The sequence below is a fragment of the Chitinophaga sp. genome (assembly GCF_039596455.1).
Lineage (GTDB): Bacteria > Bacteroidota > Bacteroidia > Chitinophagales > Chitinophagaceae > Chitinophaga.
Genome location: NZ_JBCNJR010000001.1, coordinates 1,529,870 through 1,550,083 on the forward strand (window position 1 = coordinate 1,529,870; position 20,214 = coordinate 1,550,083).

Sequence of the window (20,214 nt, forward strand, 5' to 3'; positions counted from 1 at the left end):
ACCTTTGCAGCCGATAAAGTGGAGGGGTTCCCTTTCACCGCCAGCTTTAACTATAAAGTGTTTGATGTTCGGGATGTAGCGTAGCCCGGTTATCGCGCCTGGTTTGGGACCAGGAGGTCGCAAGTTCGAATCTTGCCATCCCGACGGAAATTCTAAAAGCCCGCTCTTTTTAAGAGCGGGCTTTTTAGTGCCCCCTACCGGGGAGTATAGATCAATTGCACCACGCCCGCCTTGAATGCCTTTGCATATCTTCTTCCAATATGCACCAATCCAGCTCTCCATTGGCTCCTTCAATAAAGCCGTCCAGTGTTGCGGCTTTGGAAAAAGGCGACAAATTACAACCCGGAAGGAGGCAGGCCGGTATACCGCTTTATTTCATTTGTTAAATGCGCGTGATCGTAATAACCATGTTCAATGGCAATGTGAGCTGCCGGCAGAGCAATTAACACAATTCTGTCACTGTTTTTTATTATATTTAACATACGATTGGTTATTACGCCCCAAAGAAACATCCCGGTTTAACAGCACAACCTTTATTCAACCCCAAATCCTTTTCGTATGTCAATACCTGTAGTAATATTGATCATGCTGGCTGCCGGCGTATTCGGCGGTATTGTGAGCTTTCTGCTGCCTGCTAATGAAAGCTCGGACACCGGCAAAAAACTGAAACCCTGGTGGCAATGCGTGATATTGGGCATTGGAGCAACCGTGCTGGTGCCCCTGTTCCTCGAATTTGCACAAAGCAAGCTGCTGGACAATGGCTATTTTGCCTGGAGCTGGAAAAACCCCGATGTGCCCGCCGCAACGGTGCTCACCAAAGACTACCTGCTGTATGCCGCATATTGCCTGCTGGCCGCTTCTGCAGGGTTCAAGTTCATCAATATGCTCATTAATAACGTGGTAAAAGAAGAGCAGTTCAATAAACTGAAAACAGAAAAGGAAGAGCTGGAGAAACAAAGCATCAAACGCATCAAAAACAACCAGAGCGAATCTCTGAAGGCAGAAGAGAACATCCTGAAGAAGGTGCCGGTCAGCCGGGGCATTGAATCCGCCTCTGACAATGAAAAGCTGCGCAGCGTCATAGCCGGCCTGCCGCCCATCAAAGACCCTAACGACCCGCAGAAGGGCCGCTTTGGCGGCAAGCCGGAACGGAACGGCCGCCGTCTCTCCGCCAGCGTGAAAGCATCTGCCGTTCCCGGTTTCTATAATGTAACGCTGCAGGTGGAAAGCACTGACCCCCAAAAGCCGCTGGATGCGCCCGTAATATTCTACATTCACGATTCTTTCACGCCTTCCGTATATACCGTCAGGCCGGATGAATTTGAGAACGGTGTGGCGGTAGATGACGAAGTGCTTTCTTATGGCGCATTTACAGTGGGTGTTATTGCAGACAACGGGGATACCCTGCTGGAGCTTGACCTCTCTGAAGACAGCAAATTCCCCAAAGAGTTCAGGATGCGCTAGGCTTTTAGTACATTAGCAGGTGTCACAAACGGACGCCATGCAACAGAATAAATACGACGATCCTGAATTTTTCCTGCGTTACAGCAGCATGCCCCGCTCTGTAGAAGGCCTCAACGCTGCCGGAGAGTGGCAAGTGTTCCGCTCGCTGCTGCCGCCTTTGGCACACAAGCGGGTGCTGGACCTTGGCTGCGGCTTCGGCTGGCATTGCCGCTACGCGGCTGAGCAGCAGGCGGCGCAGGTAACCGGCGTAGATATCTCCGAAAAAATGCTGGCGCAAGCCAGGGCACAAACCAGCAGTCCGCTGGTTGAATACCTGCGGATGCCCATAGAAGACATTCAATTCGCCGCCGGCGCATTTGATGTGGTGATCAGCTCCCTGGCATTGCATTATGTAGAAGACTTCAAAAAGGTCTGCCACCGGCTTTACCAGTGCCTGGCCCCCGGTGGTCACTTTGTACTTTCTGTGGAGCACCCCGTTTTTACGGCGCGCCCGGAGCAGGACTGGTACTATAACAAGGAGGGCGCCCGGCTGCACTGGCCGGTGGATGACTACCAGCAACAGGGCCTTCGCCAAACCCGTTTTCTGGATAGTGATGTTATAAAATATCACCGCACTGCAGAAACCTATATCAATACCCTGCTGGATGCAGGTTTTAAGCTAACCCGCCTCTGCGAACCGCAGCCCGCTCCTGAAGTGCTGCAACGGTACCCCGAAATGAAAGACGAAACAAGGCGGCCTATTTTTTTACTGCTGGCAGCGGTGAAACAATAGCCGTAAAAAATGCACTTCAGCAACAATCTTGTTAACAGGTTGTAAATGTTTGCTGTCCCGGAACATGCTCCGTATGCCTGTAATCCTTTGCTGTATTGTATTCCAGCTAAAAAACGTATAAATACCCGACTTTTATTGAGACTCACCCTTTCAGAATGAAAGTTGCATCTTACTTATATACGGGAGAGGGAATTTGAATATCAGATCAACAAAGAACCAACAAAAACAATTAAGAGATGATGATGAATTTAATCACAATGCCCCCGCATGCATTTCTCTGCCTGCTGCTTTCCTGCGCAGGCCTGCCGGAAAAATGGAGCAACTCCAACCTGTTTGAGGTAACTTTCCGTTTCACATCTTTCAAGGCTGATATACCGCTATGGGCACTGTTTGGTGCTGCAACTATCTTTGCGCTGGCAATGCTGGCCGTGCATATCCTGCACTACCGTTTTCTGTTCAAAAGCAAAGTGCAGCCCGCCTGGTTGTTTGCCCTTTTTTTGCTGATGAAATACTTTTTACCGTGGCTGGCGCTGAAATTGACGCTGGTGAACGGAGCGGGGTGGCATACGCTGGCGCCGGCAAGCACCTATGTGATTTACCTGGTGTTCTGTTGCGCTTTCTTGCTGGACAATGTGATCTATCTTTTTAACTGTGGCGCCCGGGATAACCTGCTGCCTGGCATTTCATTTGGCCAGGCATACAAATGGGTGGCTGTGTTGTTATGGGGCGCCATGGCCTGGGTGCTTGTTCAGGAATACCCTGATAACGGCTAGGGAAGGGCGATGGTGAGGGTGTTGAAATGAAAGTTTTGTTATTGAATTGCAAAACAGCCTCATGGTTTAACCCTTCATCAGCAGAAAAATGATCTAGACATAAAGGGTGTGAGAAAAACTGGTAATGTAAACATATCTCACTGCAATCAACCAATTGAGGGTACATAAAATACTAACTATTCACTATGCACTGGCATAGGAGGCGCTGCTGTATCAATCCAACATTAAAAAATTTAAACCATCCGGTATGAAAAAGAGTATGCTAGACGATCTGAGCATTATGCTGCAAACGGCCAGGGACTTCAAGCAAGAATTTATCCTGTACAGGCAATACGCCGAAAAGTCAGGCAGCGGAAGTTACGCAGAACGGAATTTTATTTCAAATACGCTGATGCGTATGTCTTTCATTAACCTGCACCAGTTGACCAGCTTGTCAGGTTACGACTATTTCAGTCTTTGGAATTTCTGGGCAAGAATTGAAAGGGGAGAATACATGGAGGGGGCTATTTGCCCGCTGACGCTTTCAAGATGGCGGCAGTCACTGCTGGTATGGCGAGAACAGATAGAGATAGTGAAGAACCTGAGATGTAAATACGCCGCGCATCCTATGCCGGACGTAAAAGCAAAAGAGTGCGTAATTGCGTTGAAGGATGTGGATGATATGTTCAGTTTCATTGAAGCGGCCATACTTGAAGCATTCAACTCCCTGGTGAACGGTAATTTCACGCATATCGGCACTTTCATTGATCCTCCCTTTGTTGAAGCCGGCAACAACACTGCGCCGGTGGTTAACCTGACCTTTAACGCGGCGTAACTCCACTGCCACACAGAGGGGAAATGCCACCTTCCGGGAACCCGGCCACACGCCGGGCTCCCGCATTTATTGCCCCTGTGTTTGAATTATCCCGATATTGCTTACATTTATAGAATACCACACAACTACCGATACCAATGAATACTACTCAAGCGGCGCCGGCACCCCAGGGCATGGGGCGGCTCTACTCCCTGGATGCGCTTCGTGGTTTTGATATGTTCTGGATAATGGGGGCGGAAGAAATTTTTCACGGACTGGGAAAAGCCACCGGCTCTCCCTTTTGGCAAACCATTGCACAGCAGTTTGTGCATCCTGCCTGGAACGGCTTCCGTTTCTATGATCTTATTTTCCCCCTCTTTCTCTTCATGGCCGGTGTATCTACGCCATATTCCGTAGGCCGCGAGCTGGAAAAAGGCGTACCCAGGCAAAAACTGCTGCTGCGGGTGATCAGGAGGGCCATGATACTGGTGTTGCTGGGCCTGATAGTGAATAACGGCCTGGAGCTGCGCCCTGTTTCAGAGATCAGGTTCGGCAGCGTGCTGGGCCGGATCGGGCTGGCCTATATGTTTGCCAATATCATTTACCTCTATAGCCGGCAGCGCACACAGATCATTTGTTTCTGGGGTTTTATTATTGGCTACTGGCTGCTGCTGAAGTTCACCGCGGCTCCCGGTTACGCGCCCGGAGATCTCAGCATGGAGGGCAATTTTGCTTCTTATGTAGACAGGCTGATAATGCCCGGCAAACTGTACCTGGGCATTCATGACCCGGAAGGCCTCATGTCTACCATCCCCGCCATCAGCACGGCGCTGTTGGGCATATTAACAGGCAATTTGCTGAAACACAGCCCCCTTACGCCGGAAAAGAAAACCCTGCGCATGCTCAGCTGGGGAGTGATCTTTCTTGCACTGGCGCAATTGTGGAACTATGATTTCCCTATCAATAAAAACCTCTGGACCAGCTCCTTTGTATTGCAGGTAGGCGGCATCAGCCTCTTGTTGCTGGGACTGTTCTATTACGTAATAGATGTAAAAGGCTATCGGGGGTGGACGCTTTTCTTCAGGGTAATAGGCATGAACTCCATTCTCATTTACATGTCAGATCACTTTATTAATTGGGGCTACACCACTAACGCCGTATTTGCCTGGTTGGGCCAGCTGGTGGGCAACCCTTTCAACGTGGTAGTGATGGCCATTTGCATGGTGGGCATCAAGTGGCTGTTCCTGTACTTTATGTACCGGAAGAAAGTATTCCTGCGGGTGTAAAGGCCCGCTTGATTTTATGTAATTTCGGTAAAATGAAATATCTGCTCCTTCTGCTCCTGTTTTCCTGCGCTGCCGGCGGCCCCATAGATAAGGCCGGCTGGCTGACCGGTACATGGCAAAGCAATGCCTCCGGCCGCCAGATGCTGGAGACCTGGGTGAAGCTGGATGATTCCACCTTTGCGGGCAAGGGGCTGCTGATCAGGGAAGGTGATACCCTATTGCTGGAGTCCGTTAGCCTGGAGCAGAGAGGCGGGCAATTGTATTATGTACCTACGGTAACCGGGCAGAACAATGGGTTGCCGGTGCGGTTTGCGCTCACGGCCATAGACAGCCGGCGGATGGTGTTTGAAAACCCTGCGCATGATTTCCCCCAAAAAGTAAGTTACACATTGGTGAACCCCGATTCCCTGCTGGCGGAAATTTCAGGTACCGTGAACGGTATACTGAAAACAAGGCAGTTCCCTATGAGGCGGCTGCGCTAAATAGCGCTGTTCCGAGGCGGGGTCGGGCGCTGTTATATGCGGCCAGCTGCCGTTCTTCCCTGAGGTACTTCCGGCCCCCGCCGCAGCAAAATATCGTTGCTGCACGGGCCCTGCTGCTTCAATTCTTCTCTGGGAAATACCTGGTCTCTCTCCGTATGCCAAACACAGATTATGCTCCCTCCAACCGCTTGTCAAATTTTTACCGGGTACGTACACAATCTGGGAAAAATGAGTAATATTATACCGCCGAAATCGAATTTGCCGATGTTAAAAACTATCCACGTCACTGCTGCCAGCTCAAATTTTGAACGGGAACCGCTGGTACGCCCCTTCGGGTTCAAAGGCAACTACCTGACGGAATTATGGCAGGTGGCCGCACACCTGCAGGCTGCTTCCGGCGCTACCGGAACCGGCCTGGCCACGCAAAGCGTGCTGTACGGAGATGCGGACTTTTTTGCCTCACAACAGGAGGCAGGCGGCAACGCACTGATGTATGCCCTTTGCAACCGCGCGCTGGAGCTGGTGAGGAAAACCCCTTTCACCACCCCCGTAGATCTGCTGCATGATATTTTGCCGCCACTAAGGGCAGCAGCAACGCAGCTTACCGGCTGTAACGTGAATGACAATTTTATATTGAACGCACTGGTGAGCGTGGATAACGCAGCCTGGCTGCTGTACGCGGCGGAAAACGGATTTGCCTCTTTTGACGATATGCTGCCCGAAGCCTTCAGGCCGGCGCTGCAGCACCGCAACCAGCACATAGCCATCCTGTACCAGGTATCTTATAACATGCCGGTGGCAGACATTGTGCGCGCAGCCGGGGAAGGTTTTTTTGTGTTCAAGATAAAAACAGGCCACCCCGGCAGCCAGGAAGAAATGCTGCGCCTGGACATGGAGCGCCTCACCGCCATTCACGCGGCGCTCAAAGACCTGCGCACGCCCCACACGGCCAGCGGCAAGCTGCTGTACACGATGGACGCCAATGCGCGGTACGAAAAAAAAGAAACGCTGCTGCGTTACCTGGAGCATGCCCGCAAAATAGGCGCCTTTGACCAGGTGCTGCTGTATGAGGAACCTTTGAACGAAACCAATACGGAATATGTAGGCGATGCAGGCGTAAGGATAGCGGCGGATGACAGCATTCATAACGAGCAGGACGCGCAGGCCCGGCTGGAGCAGGGGTATGGCGCGCTGGTGCTGAAAGGCATTGCCAAAACGCTCAGCCTTTCATTGCCGGTGGCCCGCCTGGCGCATGAAAGAAATGTGCCCTGCATGTGCTCAGACCTGACAGTGAACCCGCTGCTGGTGAACTGGCACAAAAACCTGGCCGCCCGCCTGGCGCCTTTCCCCGGTATTGGCATGGGGCTGATGGAAACCAATGGAGACGCCAATTATTGCAACTGGCAGCAGATGAAGCAGCATGCTCCCGGCTGGCAAGATCCTTCCGGCGGCATGTTTCAGCTGAATAAAGACTTCTACGAACGCAGCGGCGGTATTTTTGAGCCGGTTGCACATTACGAACAAATGTTCCGCAAGCAATCCCGCATATGAAAAAGTTACTCTGGCTGCTGGCCTGCTGTTATGCCGGCTGCTGCATGGCGCAAGACACGCCGGTTATCATTCACATGAAAGTATTGCAGGGCCTGCAGTACGATGTGGTGCGCTTCCACGTGAAGCCGGGCGCTCGCGTAAAACTGGTGTTCACCAATACGGACGATATGAACCACAACCTGCTGATCGTTCGTCCCGGTACGCGGGAGCAGGTGGTGAATATGGCGCAGGAACTGGGCGCACAGGGGCCTGCCACGGATTATATTCCCGCCGGCGAACAGGTGCTCTGGTCTATTCCGGTTACTGAACCGGAACAGGAAAGAACGCTGGAGTTTACAGCGCCCCGGCAGGAAGGCGTGTACCCGTATGTATGTACCTACCCTGGCCATGGCCTCATCATGTATGGCGCCATGTACGTAAAGCAGCACGCGCAGCTGCCAGACCTTGCGGCGGATGTGAACATTCCCCCTTCGCGGCGGCAGTCTGAAGAAAGCCTGGAGGAAGATGAAACGCATCACACGGCTCATCACGGGCATGCGTCCAAGGCATTGCACCCGTACAAGCCGGTACCGCCTTATCATTACCGCGTGTTTATTGAGGGCGCCAGTCCTGCCGCTATAGCCGTAAACCTCCCGCAAAACCTTTCTTATTGCTGGGACGCAGGCAGCTGCAAATTGCGTTTTGCCTGGCAGGGCGGTTTCCTGGATAACTCGGACCTCTGGAAAGGGAAAGGTGATGCGCTGGCGAAAGTGACAGGCAGCATCTTTTTTACAGAAGCGCCTGCATACCCGCTGGCCTTCCTAGGCGCGCCACAGGCGGCGGTTATCCGCTTCAAAGGCTACAGGCTGGTAAACCGGTATCCTGAATTTCACTATACGGTAAACGGAGCTCATGTGTATGAGCTGATCAAACCGAAAGAAGACGGCAAAGGCATTGTACGTTATTTCAGGATCACCGGCCATGCAAAAGGCCTGGTGTTCCGCACTGCGCCGCAAAAAGGCGTTGCCTACACCGCTTCTGCGGGCAAGTGGGAGCAGAACAACCTGTTGTTAACAGCCCTGCAGGCCAGGGAATTTAATGTCACAATTACCGTTTTATGAAGTACCGGGTGCTTTTGTCAGCATGGCTGTTGAGTGCGGGTAGCATTTTTGCGCAGTCATACAAAGTGGAAACTATTCCCATGCCGGAAGGCCTCACCGCGGAAGTGGGCGCTATTGAATTTCTGCCGGACGGCAGGCTGATAGCAGGGTTTACCCGCGGCGAAATAATGACGTACCAGCCTGCAACAAAACAATGGAAACTGTTTGCTGAAGGCCTGCATGACCCATTGGGCATACTGGTGGTCAGCAGATCGGAAGTGCTGGTGATGCAGCGGCCGGAGCTGACACGGTTGAGAGATACGGACGGAGATGGCGTGGCAGACCTGTATGAAACGGTAACGGACGATTTCGGGATTTCGGGCAACTATCACGAGTTCAACTACGGCCCGGTGAAAGATAAGGCGGGTAACCTGTTCATTGCGCTCAACGCATCTTCACCCGGCGGCTCCATGCGGCCGGAAGTACGGGGCGCCATCAGGCCGGAAGGAAGGGACGGCGCAGACGGGCAAAAACAGATGTTCTCCGCCGTACCATACCGCGGCTGGGTGATGAAGCTCACGCCATCCGGCAAGCTGCTGCCTTATGCCAGCGGTTTCCGCTCGCCCAACGGCATCGGGTTCGACCTGGCAGGCAACCTCTTTGTGACGGACAACCAGGGAGACTGGATAGGCACCAGTCCGCTGCTGCATGTAAAAGAAGGCGGCTTCTACGGCCACCCGGCCAGCCTGGTGTGGAAGAAAGGATGGAGCAAGGGCAGCCCCTTTGCATTACCGGTAGCATTGCTTGACAGCATGCGCACCAAACCCGCTGTGCTGTTCCCGCACGGTATTATGGCCAACTCGCCTTCCCAGCCGCTTTGCGATATAACCCGCGGCAAGTTCGGCCCCTTTGCAGGCCAGTTGTTGATAGGGGAAATGAACCAGGGCCGCATTGTAAGGGTGATGCTGGAAAAAGTGGATGGCGAACTGCAGGGCGCCTGCGTGCCTTTCCTTGACGGGCAGGGCCTCCGGAAAGGCAACAACCGCCTTGCCTTTGCGCCTGACGGCAGTTTGTATGTTGGCCAGAATGCGCACGGCTGGCTGGGAGACCTGGGTATTCAACGTATTGTCTACACCGGCACAACGCCGCTGGACGTTCATTCCATGAAAATAACCCGGCAAGGTTTCGACCTTACGTTTACCCTGCCGGTAGACGCTGCTACGGCGCGTAATGCGGCCAATTACTCCATGCGTCATTATAACTACAACTACCATAAAAAATACGGCTCTCATCAAATGCACCTGGACAGTGTGCCCATTAAACGCGTCATGCTGTCTCCTGACCGCAAGCGTGTATCCATCATCCTCAACAGCCTGCAGGCCGGTTATGTGTACGAGCTGAAGCTGGCCAACATCCGCACCACAAGTGGGAAAGAACTGCAGAATAAACTCGTCTGCTATACGGCAAACAGGTTGCTGCCAGACAATACGCCAGCCGTGAAAACACCGGTGTTCGCCAAAAAAGATATTGAGGAAGGCCGGCTGCTGATCACCAAATCAGACTGCGTTGCCTGTCATAAGCCCAACGAAAAGCTGATTGGGCCATCTTATGCGGATATTGCCAAAAAGTACAAGCCTACTGAAGCAAACGTAAACCTTATTGCCCAGAAGATCATCAAGGGTGGCAGCGGCGTATGGGGGCCGGTGCCTATGTCTCCCCACAGCAATATTTCACTGGCAGATACGCGGAAGATAGCCCGCTACATCCTCTCTTTGTAACGAAGTGCTGAAAAAAGCGTAATTTAAATGAGCATTAAACCTGATACACCATGTTTAAAGTACCCGCTCAACCTACAGCAACTTCCACTGCTCTGTTTGTACTGCGCCTGATAGTGGGCATAGCGTTCATTATGCACGGCTGGGGCAAGATCCAGGCTCCGGCGTCATGGATGCCTTCAGGCGGGCCCGTATCTTTATCACCTTTCTGGCAGGTGATGGCCGCATTGTCTGAATTTGGCGGCGGCATTCTCCTGGTGCTGGGTTTAGTTACACCCATTGCATCTCTGGCTATTGGCATCACCATGGCGGTGGCCGTGTATTTTCACAGCGTTGTTTTTAAAGACCCGTTTGTGAACATGACCGGCGGCAGCTCTTTTGAACTGCCTCTTACTTACTTTGGCGTGGCATTGCTGTGCCTCTTTGCAGGGCCGGGCAAAATTTCGCTGGACTACAAGATTTTCGGAAGGCGGTAAAACGGTTCACAGTGTATAATACGGCGCCAGCAGCTTATCTACTTCAGCGTAGCCGCTGGGATATTTTACACCGTCTGTAACGGCGCCTGCGTTCAGCAGCGCGGTTACGGATTCGGGGCTGCGGCGGTCTGTCCAGTAAGAGTCTGTACAGGCCAGCACAGCGAGGGCCAATGCAGTGCGCCCCTGCCCGTCTTTGGCGTTTACGGCGGCGTGGTGTTTGAGCAAAAGTTTTACCGTGTTGTGTTGCGCCCGCCAGGCCGCTACATGCAAGGCGGTGCTGTTTCTCGCAATGCCGAAATACCCGTTGCCGTGTACATAAGGAGCATCTGCGTGGGCGCCCAGCTGCAGCAGCAGTTGCACGCCTTCTGTATTCCCGTTGCCCGAAAATTCCGCCAGCAGCGTACCTTCTTCTGCCAGCAATGCCGTTAGCAGGGCAGGTTCTCCATCAATTATGGCTTGTGCGCGGGCGGCATCGTTGAGGGCGCAGGCGGCTATCAGCGCATCTACGCCATGCAGCTCAAAAGGTTCGCCCCATTGTTCAAACAGGCGCAGCAGGTCTCCCCGGCCGCGCCGCGCTGCCATGACGAGGGAGGAGCGGCCATCAAATTTATTTTCCAGCAGGGGGGTGGCCCCGTGTTCCATCATCAACACTACAATGCGCAGGTCGTTATCCCGCAGTACGGCCTGCTGTAGCGGGCTGCGGCGCCATTGCGTCATAAAGTCAGGGTCCGCTCCCGCGGCCAGCAGGTAACGGATGCCATTGTAGTCGTGCCAGTCCGCTTTTCGCAGCAGCATGGCGTTGAGGCTTTCAGGGCTGAGCTTGCCCGTTTCCACCAGCGCTTCCATGGCATCGTTATGATAGCTTTCCGGTGTATGGTACACTGTTTCCCCGTCATTAGGGTCTGCGCCGTATTGCAGCAGCAGGCGGGTAAGCGGGCCATGGTGGGCAATGCCGGCGGCGCCGTACAGCACGCTTTCCCATGCCGGTTCAGGCAGGTGGTTCTCGTCTGCCCAGCCGGTGTTGGCATTAGCCCCGTGCTCCAGCAGCATGCGGGCGCAGTGTAGATGCCCATTGCCGCCGCGGCGTGTTGAGGGCATCCAAAGGTATCTTGAAAAACAAAGGTAGGTGAGCGCGTCCCAGTGATGCGGGCCGCCCTTTGCGGTGGCGAGCGCCGGCTGCTGTGCAAGCAGTTCTTTCACCCGGTTTTTATCCCCCAGTATGGCGGCCGTGTAAATGCTGTCGGTTGCTACTTCCGGATGCGCTGCCAGTATGGCTTCTGCCGCTTCCAGCGTGCCTGATACATGCGTGTCCCCAACCGGCACGCAGGCCGCTGCTATAAAGGCCGATGCAGGGTTTTGTACAGTTTGCATACAGGGAGGTTTGTAATAAAATTAGGCAAAAATTCAACGGGCCGCTGTATATCAAACATTAAATGATAGTTTCGTTCAATGATCATCAGACCTTACCTCCCGGCTGACAAAGCGGCTTGCCTGGAGGCATTTGAAAGCAACATGCCCCGTTTTTTTGCGCCGGATGAACTGGCGGATTACGCCGGCTGGCTGGATGAGCTGGCGGTGCGGGAAAACAATGAGATTACAAACGGCGCGGAGCATTATTACGTAATGGAGGAGAACGGAGCAATAACAGGCTGCGGAGGTTTTTCTGTTAACCTGCAAAAGCAGGAAGCCTTCATGGCCTGGGGCTTCATCACCAACGCCCTGCATAAAAAAGGGCTGGGCAAGGCGCTGTTCCTGTACAGGCTCCATAAGATCAGGGAAATTTGTCCCGCCTGCACCATTATCCTCGACACTACGCAGCATTCATATCCGTTCTTCGAGAAGCTGGGTTTCCATACTGTCCGTATTACCAAAGATTCCTACGGGCCAGGACTTGACCGGTACGATATGATGCTGCGCCCCGGCCAGTAATTGTTTATATATATTTGCAACGAATTTTGATATGGAAGAACGTCAGCAATCGATCATCAGAACGGTAGATGTAACACGCTACGTAACCCCGCTGCGGGAAGGCGGCTCGCTGCCGGCCATTGCGGAGGCGGACGACGGCTTTTTGTACGTGCTCAAGTTCCGTGGTGCAGGCCAGGGCGTTAAAGCCCTCATTGCGGAGCTGATAGGCGGCGAAATTGCGCGCGCGCTGGGCCTGAAGGTGCCTGAAATAGTGTTTGCCAGCCTCGACGCCGCTTTTGGCCGTACGGAGCCTGACGAAGAAATTCAAGACCTGCTGAAAGCCAGCGTAGGCCTTAGCCTGGGGCTGCATTACCTTTCCGGCGCCATTACATTTGACCCTACGGTTACGGCCGTAGAACCGGCGCTGGCATCACAGATAGTATGGCTGGACAGCCTGCTGACCAATGTAGACCGCACCGCGCGTAACACCAATATGCTGATGTGGCACCGGGAGCTGTGGCTGATTGACCATGGCGCTGCGCTGTATTTCCACCATGCCGGGCAAAACTGGGAGGAGCCTGCCAAACGGCCTTTTGTGCAGGTGAAAGACCATGTGCTGCTGCCGCAGGCCAGCGAGCTGGAAACTACAGACGGCGCTTCCCGTAAAATACTCACGCCCGCCTTCATCCGCGGCGTGGTATCATTGCTGCCGGATGCCTGGTTCCCGGAAGGGGAAGCAGGCGCATACCGCGATATGTATTATAATTTTCTGACCACACGTATAGCCAACTCCGAAGTTTTTGTAAATGAAGCACAACATGCCAGAAAAGCACTCATTTGAATATGCCGTTGTACGCATTGTGCCGAGGGTGGAACGGGAAGAGTTCCTGAACGTGGGCGTGATCCTTTATTGCAAACGCCCCGTTTTTCTGCAGGCCATGATCACGCTGAACGAAGAGCGGCTCCGGGCATTTTGTGCAACCATAGATGTGGAAGAAATAAAGGCATACCTGCATGCCATAGACAATATCAGCAAAGGCGGGCCGGGCGCAGGGCCCATCGGCGCGCTGGACGCCGGCTCCCGTTTCCGCTGGCTCACCGCCACCCGCAGCACCATTGTACAAACCTCAAAAGTGCACGCGGGCCTGTGCACAGACCCGCAGCAAACCCTTTCACAACTGCATGAAGAACTGGTAATGTAGCAATAGCGCTGCACCGGCAAAATCAGGCAACTGCCGGCCGGGGCTGCTTTCTCCTTAGTATCCAGGCGGAAATAAGGGCAATCAGCGTACCCAAAGGCAGCACCTCCAGGTAGGTGATCACTATCACCAGCAGGGGGTTCTTGTACATCTCCTTGAATTTGGCCATTTCTGCGGCTTTGCTGGTCAGTTCCGCGGCCGTGGCCCCTTTTTCCTGCGCCTGCCGCAATACGTTGGCCGTATACCTGTCCATGAAGTCAGGAATGAACACGTAATAGTCCACCAGCCATACCACTGTATACATCGTGGAAGCTACCAGGGCAATGAGGAAGCCCGTTTTGAAAGCCTTGCCGAAGGTGATCACGCCATTGCTGTACTTGTCACGGTAATTTTTGATGCCTACAAAGATCAGGGAGAAGATGAGGATCATACTCACATACCCCACCGTTTCATTTCCTTCAAAATCCGGGTTGGTGTAACACATAACAGTGGAGAAGATCATCATGGCGGTAAGGAGAAGGCCGGCTATTGACCCGAAAATGAGCACATTCTTTTTCATCAGGTTTTGTTTTAAGGTGATGGCCCAAAAATGGCATATCCGCCGCTTTTTTCATTCATACTTTAGCATGAATTTGGCCCCGGAGGGCATTTTTGTACCAAAGCAGGACGCAGCGTCAGGGTATGATGCGCAATCTTTTCCCCATTTCAACCGCCTGGGTGCGCCGCTTTACGTCCATTTTCTCAAAAAGGCGGGAAGTATGGGTTTTGATGGTGCTGAGAGATACGAACAGCCGGGCGGCTATTTCCTGGTTGCTCAACCCTTCCGCCATAAGCTGCAGCACTTCCAGCTCCCGGTTGCTGATGGCCAGGCGCGCCAGCTCCTTTTCATTGAGCTGAAAACTGTTGCCGTTGGGTTGTACCAGTACCTCCTTTTCTACCACAATGGTCCTTACTTTGGGCCGGCTCAGCCGGAGAGCCAGCCAGATGCCCAGCAGGGTGAACAGCAGGGCAATGGCCCCGATGTACAGTTCAAGGGCATGGTTGATGATCATCAGCCGCAGTTCCAGCCATTTCAGCAGAAACAGCAATATGGCCAGTGAGAGACCATAGAGAATGATGTGTTTGTTCTTTGAAAGAAAACCGGGAACCATATACAGTATGTGATTCCCGTCAAAATTAAACATTTTGGCATGAGTAGGGAAGCGGCGGCGCCCTTATTCCCCCGGCGCCGAATACTGCACAATGTCAATACCCACCCCGTTGGGGTCACAGATGGCAAAGTGTTTATCTCCCCAGGGCTCTTCCCGGATGTCTATCGCTATTTCCACGTTCTTTTTCCGGAGGTCTGCGTACACACTGTCTACATTGTCTACCTCAATGGTGAGATACACGCCCTTGCCTTCGAAAGCGGGCTGGAAGAGCGGCTGCTGGCTGGGGTGGTTGGGCAGCAGAAAGCTGATTTCTCCCGTATGACCGGGCGTATGCAGCAGCAGGTAGAATTCATTTTCAAAAGTAACCCCGAAGTTGAGCACTTTCAGGTAGAAATCTTTGGTTTCGCTGAGTTTGGCGGTAATGATGCCTGCGTTGAGTTTCATGGCCTGTTTGTTTGATGGTTTAATGATAACACAAAATTCGGTACAGGCAGGTTGCCGGTATTGTAAAAAACGGACAAATTACCGGAGGGCAATAGTGGGGGTGAGGCCGTACATGGTTTTGAATTCCTTGATGAAATGGGCCTGGTCATAGTACCCGTCATAAAACAGCTTGTTCTTTTTCAGGCTTTCAACGGAAGGTTTGGCATGCAGGATGTGCTGGAAGCGCACCACTTTACTGAAAGTTTTAGGCGTGTCACCAATATAGAAGCTGAACAGGCGCCGCAGCTGCCGGGGGCTGATGCCGGTATCCAACGCGCTTTCTACGGCAAGGGTGCCTTTGGCGTCCAGGATGATGTTGATGGCGTTGAACAGCCGGCTGTCTGCCTGCAGGGAAGCGTTGCTGAGCACCTGCAGAAAGAAGCTGTTCAGGACGGATGGCATTTCCCGTGCAAATGACTGCTGCATGGCCAGTCTGGCCAGGCCTTGAGCAAGGCGGGGCGCTACCAGGGCCAGGTGCTCAAAACGGTTGGTCAGTTCCGCGGCATTGACATTGAAGAGCAACGGAAAAGCGGCGGGCAGAAAGCGGATGCCTGCATAATGGAAAACCGGCGGCAGCGGAAACTCCGTATAGGCGGTGGAGAAGCCCATCACATAGTTGTGCTCCGGCTGATGCAGGTCAAAGAAAATATCCATACAACCATCCGCCACCACCCGGTAGGAAAACGGGCTGGTGAGCGGCTGCAGGGTTTGCAGCTGCCAGTAGCAATAAATGTAAGGCGCCAGGCGCATGTTAGGCAGCAGTTCTGCATACGTAACCTGCCCTGCGGCATCTTTCACCGTGGGTTGCACGGGCTGGAAGCGTTGCCTGAAATCCGGTATCTGCATAGTGAGGGCGTTGTTTTCAACGCCCGGGTAAAAATAACGTTTACCCTGGTTTCAGCGCCATCGGGCAAAAGAAATATCCGCGCAGGGATGTTTGCCCCTGAATACAAGGGAACAGCCCCATCACTTTTTATGCTTCCTGTTTTTCAGATAGTTTTCCAGGTTTTGCATTTTGGCATGCCAGTATACTTCAAAGTAGCTGATCCATTGCTGCACCTCTTCAAAGCCACTATGGTCAAGCTCGCAAAGCCGCTCCCGCCCCTGCTCGCGGATGGCTATGAAGCCGGCCCGCTCCAGCACCTTGATGTGCTTGCTTACCGCAGGGCGGCTGATGTTGAAGTTCTCCGCAATGGCATTGATGCTTTGCTTTTCTTTGGCCAGCAGCAGCAGTATTTCCCGCCTGTTGGGGTCTGCCAGCGCCTGGAAACAATCCAGTGTATTATGCGCCGGCATGGAAGAATTTTTTTACGGTCCTTGCCAGCTTGCGTGCCACGCCGTTCTTCCAGCCCAGCTCCATAATAAAACTGGTAAATACGGCCCGCATGCCTTTGAAGCCGCTGTGCACCAGTTGCAGCTCAGTGCCGTCATTTTTAGGTACCAGCGTCCAGGTCACAATGGTATCCAGCGTCAGGGTGCCGTCTCCCGGGCCGCCCCTGAAGGAGTAGGAGAGCTTTTGCAATGGGACCACTTCCAATACCTCAAAATACATTTTACCGTCCCACTTCATGCGGGGCTTCGGCGGGCGGCTTTCCATCCACCGGAAGCCAGGCTCCGCCCTGAAATCACCTGTGCTGAGAGACCATTCTTTCAAAATGTCTGGCTCGGTAAGGCATGCCCAGATGGTTTCCGGCGGGTGCGGATAAAACCAGCTGAGCCTGATATCTCTTTCCATAATGCGTAACTTTTAAGTTACACAAAATAACATGTAACTTTTGAGTTACGCAAATTTATTTTGCTAAGGCTGTAGAATTTTTTCCCCGGTTACCAGGCCTTTGCCTTGTGCAGGCGGTACGGCACGGTATATGTTTCCGTATCGGCAAACAGCATTTCATGAAAAAAGCAGCTTATCTATTATTGTTAGTGCTGGCCGTTACGCTCAGCAGTTGCGACCTGGTAGAAGGTATCTTCAAGGCTGGTGTATGGACTGGTCTCCTCATTGTAGCGTTGGTACTGGGCCTCATCATCTGGCTATTGTCTCGGGGAAGGAAGTAGCCTGAAAACCGTTATATTCGGGCCATGAACATCCAGCAGACAGACAACGGGAAAAAAGGCAGCTTCAGGGCCCTGAGCAACAACGTGCAGGCCGGTGAAATGACGTACACCTGGGCCGGTACAGACAAATTTATTATTGACCACACAGATGTAGATGAAGCCTTTGCCGGCCAGGGCGTTGGCAAGCAGCTGGTAATGGCCGCTGTGGGCTTTGCCCGCGAAAAGGGCGTGAAAATAATGCCCTTGTGCCCTTTTGCCAGAAGCGTGTTTGATAAAGATGCTTCGCTGGAGGATGTGTTGTTTTGACCGTTACACTTCCCGCGTTATTTCCCGGAAAGATTTTTCATAATCCTGCCCGTAACTTTCCTTGTATTCCTTTGCGAATTTGAGGTAAGCGTCTTGTGCTATTTTATGCCTGCCGGAAAGAATGAGGCAGCGGCATTTGTACGCCAGCGCTTCTTCATTCAGCTGGTCAAACTGGAAAACGGCGTGGGCAAGCTGCAGCACAAACTCCGTTTCGCGCTGCAGGTCCGCATGCGCCATGTAATCCAGCAGCAGGTCGGTTATCCTGATAGAAACGTCTGACTTGATGTTATCCAGCCATTCGTAAGGCACATTTTTCAGGAAGCTGCCCCTGTCGGCAATTTCCCGCAATACAGGTATAGACGCGGGGCCTGCCGCCTGCTGCATGTACACCTGGTAGTCTATGTACAACGCAGGGTCTGTTACCTCCAGCTTCCACCGGCCGGCATCTTTCAGAATCTGCATGCCGCCTGTTTTTTCCAGGATGGCTTTCAGCTTCACCACGTTTACCGAAAAATTGTTGCGCGCGTCTTTCAGCGGCTTGTCTTCCCACAGCAGCTCATACAGCTTTTCAGGCGTGATGCCTTTCCCGTTCCTGATGGTGTGGATGAGCAGCAGCAGGAACAGCTCTTTCAACAGGGGCGTAAACAGTTTGGTACAGTCGTGGCCCTCCTTGTCTACCACTTCAAATTCCCCGAAGAGATAAATGGCAGGGCTTCTTTCTGCAGGAGCCGCGGTCTCCGGCGTTTTTTCAGCAGGCGGGGCCGGGGCAGTTTCCTGCTTGGGCGTATCTGTCTCGTCCAGGAACTGCCAGCGTTTCCACACAAAAAAGAACAGGGCGCCCGCCGTAAGCACGCAGGCCAGGCCCAGCAGCACACGGCCCCGGTTGAACGGCCGCGGCGCGGCAGGTACGGCGGTTATGGCAGGGTTGGGGGGAAAATCAAGCGTATAGGCGTTGAGTTGGGTCACATTGTTTTTGGCGGTATAAAAAGTAACGGCCACCAGTTTTTTGCTGGCGGGCGCATAATAAAGGTCTGCAAAAGACCGGATGTCATGAAAAGAATACGGGATGGAATCCCCCATCCGCTGGTACTCCGGTTTTTGCAGGGAGCCTTTGATGAGGTGGAGCTGTGAGTTGAACCTGTCTTTCGGGTGCACCAGCGCATAAAAATGATGGCGGGCCGCGTCTATCACCAGGCTGTTGGCAAAGCAGAACTGTTGCTCCGGTTCGGGCAACTGGTACACATGGTGGAATGAATGGTCTTTTACACTGTAGGTCAGCAAGTCATACACATATTTGGGGTTAATGGCCTGGTTGCCGGTGATGCTGCCGTAACCGCCTATAATGAAGGCCGTATCTGCGCCTGGCGTAGTGCCCAGCGCGGCCAGGTAGCGCGGCATAAAGCTGTCTCCACGGGAGCCCACCAGCTCCCAGCGTTTGGTGGGGAAGTGATAGCGCTGCACCTTGTTTTTGTATTGCAGCTGGCCGTAGCCGGCAATGATATATAAAGAAGAATCTGCCGGGGAAAGGAACTTGTTGGCATGCCAGTATTCCCCGAGCTCCGCCGGCATGAAGTTATCGCTCCATTCCTTTTCTGCAGGGCGGTAAGTGCTCACGCGCTGCTGGTCTATATAAAAATCATGCAGCAGGCCGGTGTGAACATCATAAACGCCCTGGTGGCCGGGCAGTAACGTATCCCGGCTGCGGGCCAGCTTTTCACCGCCAAACTGCCCGTCTTTAACGGAAAGGTGGTACAAGGTGTCTTTGGTAATAATATAAAGCACTTCCTGCCGCGCATCAAACGCCAGGGCGGGAGAGCTGCCGGTATACATGCGGTGCGCCAGCTCCCAGTGCTGATGGCGTGGTTTGATCCATACCGGGTTCTTGATGGCGGCGCGCAGGCCTTTTACTTCGTCTGTGCCATTGTCTGCCAGCGGAAAAAAATGCGCCAGCCGCCCGTTTTGGGTGATGCGGATGTCTTTCAGGCGCATGGGCGGCAGGTCAAGCGTCTGGAACCTGTCAAGACTGCTGGCGCCAAAAAGCAGGTGGCAGCAGGCAGAAGGCGGCAATGTTGCGCGGCCTTTGCACATCAGCCGGTTGTTGAAGTAGCAGGCCGCTTCCTGCCGCTGCGGGTTGAGGTGTATCCTGAAACGGTTCCAGCCGCCGTAAAGCTGCAGGGTGTCTGCCACAAAACTGCGGGTAAACGTTTCGCCAATTACAAAGTTGAAGGAGAACAGCCGCTGGTTGTACACCAGGTCTATGTTTTGCCCTTCAGTAGTGATGAGCCGCATCACATACCCGAAGTAGGTTTCCATGCCCGGCCTGAACTGAAGGTCGAAAGAGATGTCCGTCTCCCCGTCAATACATATGGGCTTGCCGGCGGTCAGCTGAAGGCCGGTCCTTTTCTCAGGCACTGCCTCATGGCTGGAAAATTCCAGGCCGTGAGACTGCGCAAACCCGGTGCAGTAACAAATAAACGTACAGATTACACTAAGAATATACTTCCCCATGGGACCACAAGCGGCTTGGTTGAATACTTTGTATAACGCGTTTTTAAGATAAGGATAATTTGCAAGAGCAGAAATCAGTTGCGCTTAATACTGGATTAATAGGTTTGAAAATCAGCTATTTAAGCGATTATTTAAAATTAATTTCCCCGTTAG

General features: G+C 53.0%; 23 protein-coding genes and 1 tRNA gene. 16 read left to right on the forward strand and 8 right to left on the reverse strand.

What is annotated here, in order from left to right; genetic code table 11:
- Positions 1-69 precede the first annotated feature (69 nt).
- The 11 genes from ABDW36_RS06390 (at position 70) to ABDW36_RS06440 (ending at position 10,451) form a co-directional block, all read left to right on the forward strand.
- Positions 70-144, forward strand: a tRNA-Pro gene (locus ABDW36_RS06390).
- Between the two features lie 414 nt (positions 145-558).
- Positions 559-1,464 carry a YEATS-associated helix-containing protein gene (locus ABDW36_RS06395; RefSeq protein ID WP_343701045.1) on the forward strand — a complete coding sequence of 302 codons (906 nt, stop codon included), beginning with the start codon at positions 559-561 and terminating at the stop codon, positions 1,462-1,464.
- A gap of 37 nt (positions 1,465-1,501) precedes the next feature.
- Positions 1,502-2,236: a class I SAM-dependent methyltransferase gene (locus tag ABDW36_RS06400; RefSeq protein WP_343701046.1), complete on the forward strand. Its 735-nt coding sequence runs from the start codon at positions 1,502-1,504 to the stop codon at positions 2,234-2,236.
- Positions 2,237-2,472: 236 nt separating this feature from the next.
- Complete coding sequence (locus ABDW36_RS06405) at positions 2,473-3,009, forward strand: hypothetical protein (protein ID WP_343701047.1); 537 nt, start codon at positions 2,473-2,475, stop codon at positions 3,007-3,009.
- 247 nt (positions 3,010-3,256) lie between these two features.
- Positions 3,257-3,823, forward strand: a complete 567-nt coding sequence (locus ABDW36_RS06410; protein ID WP_343701048.1) for a hypothetical protein — start codon at positions 3,257-3,259, stop codon at positions 3,821-3,823.
- Positions 3,824-3,960: 137 nt separating this feature from the next.
- Positions 3,961-5,088 carry a DUF5009 domain-containing protein gene (locus tag ABDW36_RS06415; protein WP_343701049.1) on the forward strand — a complete coding sequence of 376 codons (1,128 nt, stop codon included), beginning with the start codon at positions 3,961-3,963 and terminating at the stop codon, positions 5,086-5,088.
- Positions 5,089-5,120: 32 nt separating this feature from the next.
- The gene (locus ABDW36_RS06420; protein ID WP_343701050.1) at positions 5,121-5,570 is read left to right on the forward strand and encodes a DUF6265 family protein; all 450 of its coding nucleotides are present in this window, start codon (positions 5,121-5,123) and stop codon (positions 5,568-5,570) included.
- Between the two features lie 264 nt (positions 5,571-5,834).
- Entirely contained in the window at positions 5,835-7,121 is a 1,287-nt protein-coding gene (locus ABDW36_RS06425) for an enolase C-terminal domain-like protein (protein ID WP_343701051.1), read from the forward strand.
- Positions 7,118-8,221, forward strand: coding sequence for a plastocyanin/azurin family copper-binding protein (locus ABDW36_RS06430; RefSeq protein WP_343701052.1), 1,104 nt, complete (start codon positions 7,118-7,120; stop codon positions 8,219-8,221). The genes ABDW36_RS06425 and ABDW36_RS06430 overlap by 4 nt, the downstream gene beginning before the upstream one ends.
- The gene (locus ABDW36_RS06435) at positions 8,218-9,978 is read left to right on the forward strand and encodes a c-type cytochrome (protein ID WP_343701053.1); all 1,761 of its coding nucleotides are present in this window, start codon (positions 8,218-8,220) and stop codon (positions 9,976-9,978) included. Before ABDW36_RS06430 ends, ABDW36_RS06435 begins: the two co-directional genes overlap by 4 nt.
- A gap of 50 nt (positions 9,979-10,028) precedes the next feature.
- Complete coding sequence (locus tag ABDW36_RS06440; RefSeq protein ID WP_343701054.1) at positions 10,029-10,451, forward strand: DoxX family protein; 423 nt, start codon at positions 10,029-10,031, stop codon at positions 10,449-10,451.
- 6 nt (positions 10,452-10,457) lie between these two features.
- On the opposite strand, the gene ABDW36_RS06445 is transcribed toward ABDW36_RS06440, so the two are convergent.
- Positions 10,458-11,822 (reverse strand): ankyrin repeat domain-containing protein, encoded by a 1,365-nt coding sequence (locus ABDW36_RS06445; RefSeq protein ID WP_343701055.1) that lies wholly within the window; start codon positions 11,820-11,822, stop codon positions 10,458-10,460.
- A 78-nt stretch (positions 11,823-11,900) separates the two neighbouring features.
- Here ABDW36_RS06445 and ABDW36_RS06450 point away from each other — a divergent pair, with 78 nt between their 5' ends.
- Genes ABDW36_RS06450 through ABDW36_RS06460 form a run of 3 tightly spaced genes read left to right on the forward strand, consistent with a single transcriptional unit; the run spans position 11,901 to position 13,561 of the window.
- Positions 11,901-12,380, forward strand: a complete 480-nt coding sequence (locus ABDW36_RS06450) for a GNAT family N-acetyltransferase (protein WP_343701056.1) — start codon at positions 11,901-11,903, stop codon at positions 12,378-12,380.
- Positions 12,381-12,411: 31 nt separating this feature from the next.
- Complete coding sequence (locus tag ABDW36_RS06455; protein WP_343701057.1) at positions 12,412-13,200, forward strand: HipA family kinase; 789 nt, start codon at positions 12,412-12,414, stop codon at positions 13,198-13,200.
- Positions 13,178-13,561, forward strand: coding sequence for a DUF3037 domain-containing protein (locus tag ABDW36_RS06460; protein WP_343701058.1), 384 nt, complete (start codon positions 13,178-13,180; stop codon positions 13,559-13,561). The genes ABDW36_RS06455 and ABDW36_RS06460 overlap by 23 nt, the downstream gene beginning before the upstream one ends.
- 22 nt (positions 13,562-13,583) lie before the next feature.
- On the opposite strand, the gene ABDW36_RS06465 is transcribed toward ABDW36_RS06460, so the two are convergent.
- The 6 genes from ABDW36_RS06465 to ABDW36_RS06490 form a co-directional block, all read right to left on the reverse strand.
- The gene (locus ABDW36_RS06465) at positions 13,584-14,117 is read right to left on the reverse strand and encodes a DUF4199 domain-containing protein (protein ID WP_343701059.1); all 534 of its coding nucleotides are present in this window, start codon (positions 14,115-14,117) and stop codon (positions 13,584-13,586) included.
- A gap of 115 nt (positions 14,118-14,232) precedes the next feature.
- Positions 14,233-14,709 (reverse strand): LuxR C-terminal-related transcriptional regulator, encoded by a 477-nt coding sequence (locus ABDW36_RS06470; protein WP_343701060.1) that lies wholly within the window; start codon positions 14,707-14,709, stop codon positions 14,233-14,235.
- Positions 14,710-14,772: 63 nt separating this feature from the next.
- Positions 14,773-15,153 (reverse strand): VOC family protein, encoded by a 381-nt coding sequence (locus ABDW36_RS06475; RefSeq protein ID WP_343701061.1) that lies wholly within the window; start codon positions 15,151-15,153, stop codon positions 14,773-14,775.
- Between the two features lie 78 nt (positions 15,154-15,231).
- Entirely contained in the window at positions 15,232-16,038 is an 807-nt protein-coding gene (locus ABDW36_RS06480; protein WP_343701062.1) for a helix-turn-helix domain-containing protein, read from the reverse strand.
- A gap of 120 nt (positions 16,039-16,158) precedes the next feature.
- Positions 16,159-16,488 carry a metalloregulator ArsR/SmtB family transcription factor gene (locus tag ABDW36_RS06485; protein WP_343701063.1) on the reverse strand — a complete coding sequence of 110 codons (330 nt, stop codon included), beginning with the start codon at positions 16,486-16,488 and terminating at the stop codon, positions 16,159-16,161.
- Positions 16,475-16,927 carry an SRPBCC domain-containing protein gene (locus ABDW36_RS06490; RefSeq protein WP_343701064.1) on the reverse strand — a complete coding sequence of 151 codons (453 nt, stop codon included), beginning with the start codon at positions 16,925-16,927 and terminating at the stop codon, positions 16,475-16,477. The genes ABDW36_RS06485 and ABDW36_RS06490 overlap by 14 nt, the downstream gene beginning before the upstream one ends.
- A gap of 158 nt (positions 16,928-17,085) precedes the next feature.
- On the opposite strand from ABDW36_RS06490, the gene ABDW36_RS06495 reads away from it, so the two are divergent.
- On the forward strand, positions 17,086-17,247 hold the full coding sequence (locus ABDW36_RS06495; RefSeq protein WP_343701065.1) for a phosphatidate cytidylyltransferase: 162 nt from the start codon (positions 17,086-17,088) through the stop codon (positions 17,245-17,247).
- A gap of 24 nt (positions 17,248-17,271) precedes the next feature.
- Entirely contained in the window at positions 17,272-17,553 is a 282-nt protein-coding gene (locus tag ABDW36_RS06500; RefSeq protein ID WP_343701066.1) for a GNAT family N-acetyltransferase, read from the forward strand.
- Positions 17,554-17,556: 3 nt separating this feature from the next.
- Here ABDW36_RS06500 and ABDW36_RS06505 read toward each other — a convergent pair whose 3' ends face one another.
- Positions 17,557-20,061, reverse strand: coding sequence for a hypothetical protein (locus ABDW36_RS06505; protein WP_343701067.1), 2,505 nt, complete (start codon positions 20,059-20,061; stop codon positions 17,557-17,559).
- Positions 20,062-20,214: the final 153 nt, after the last annotated feature.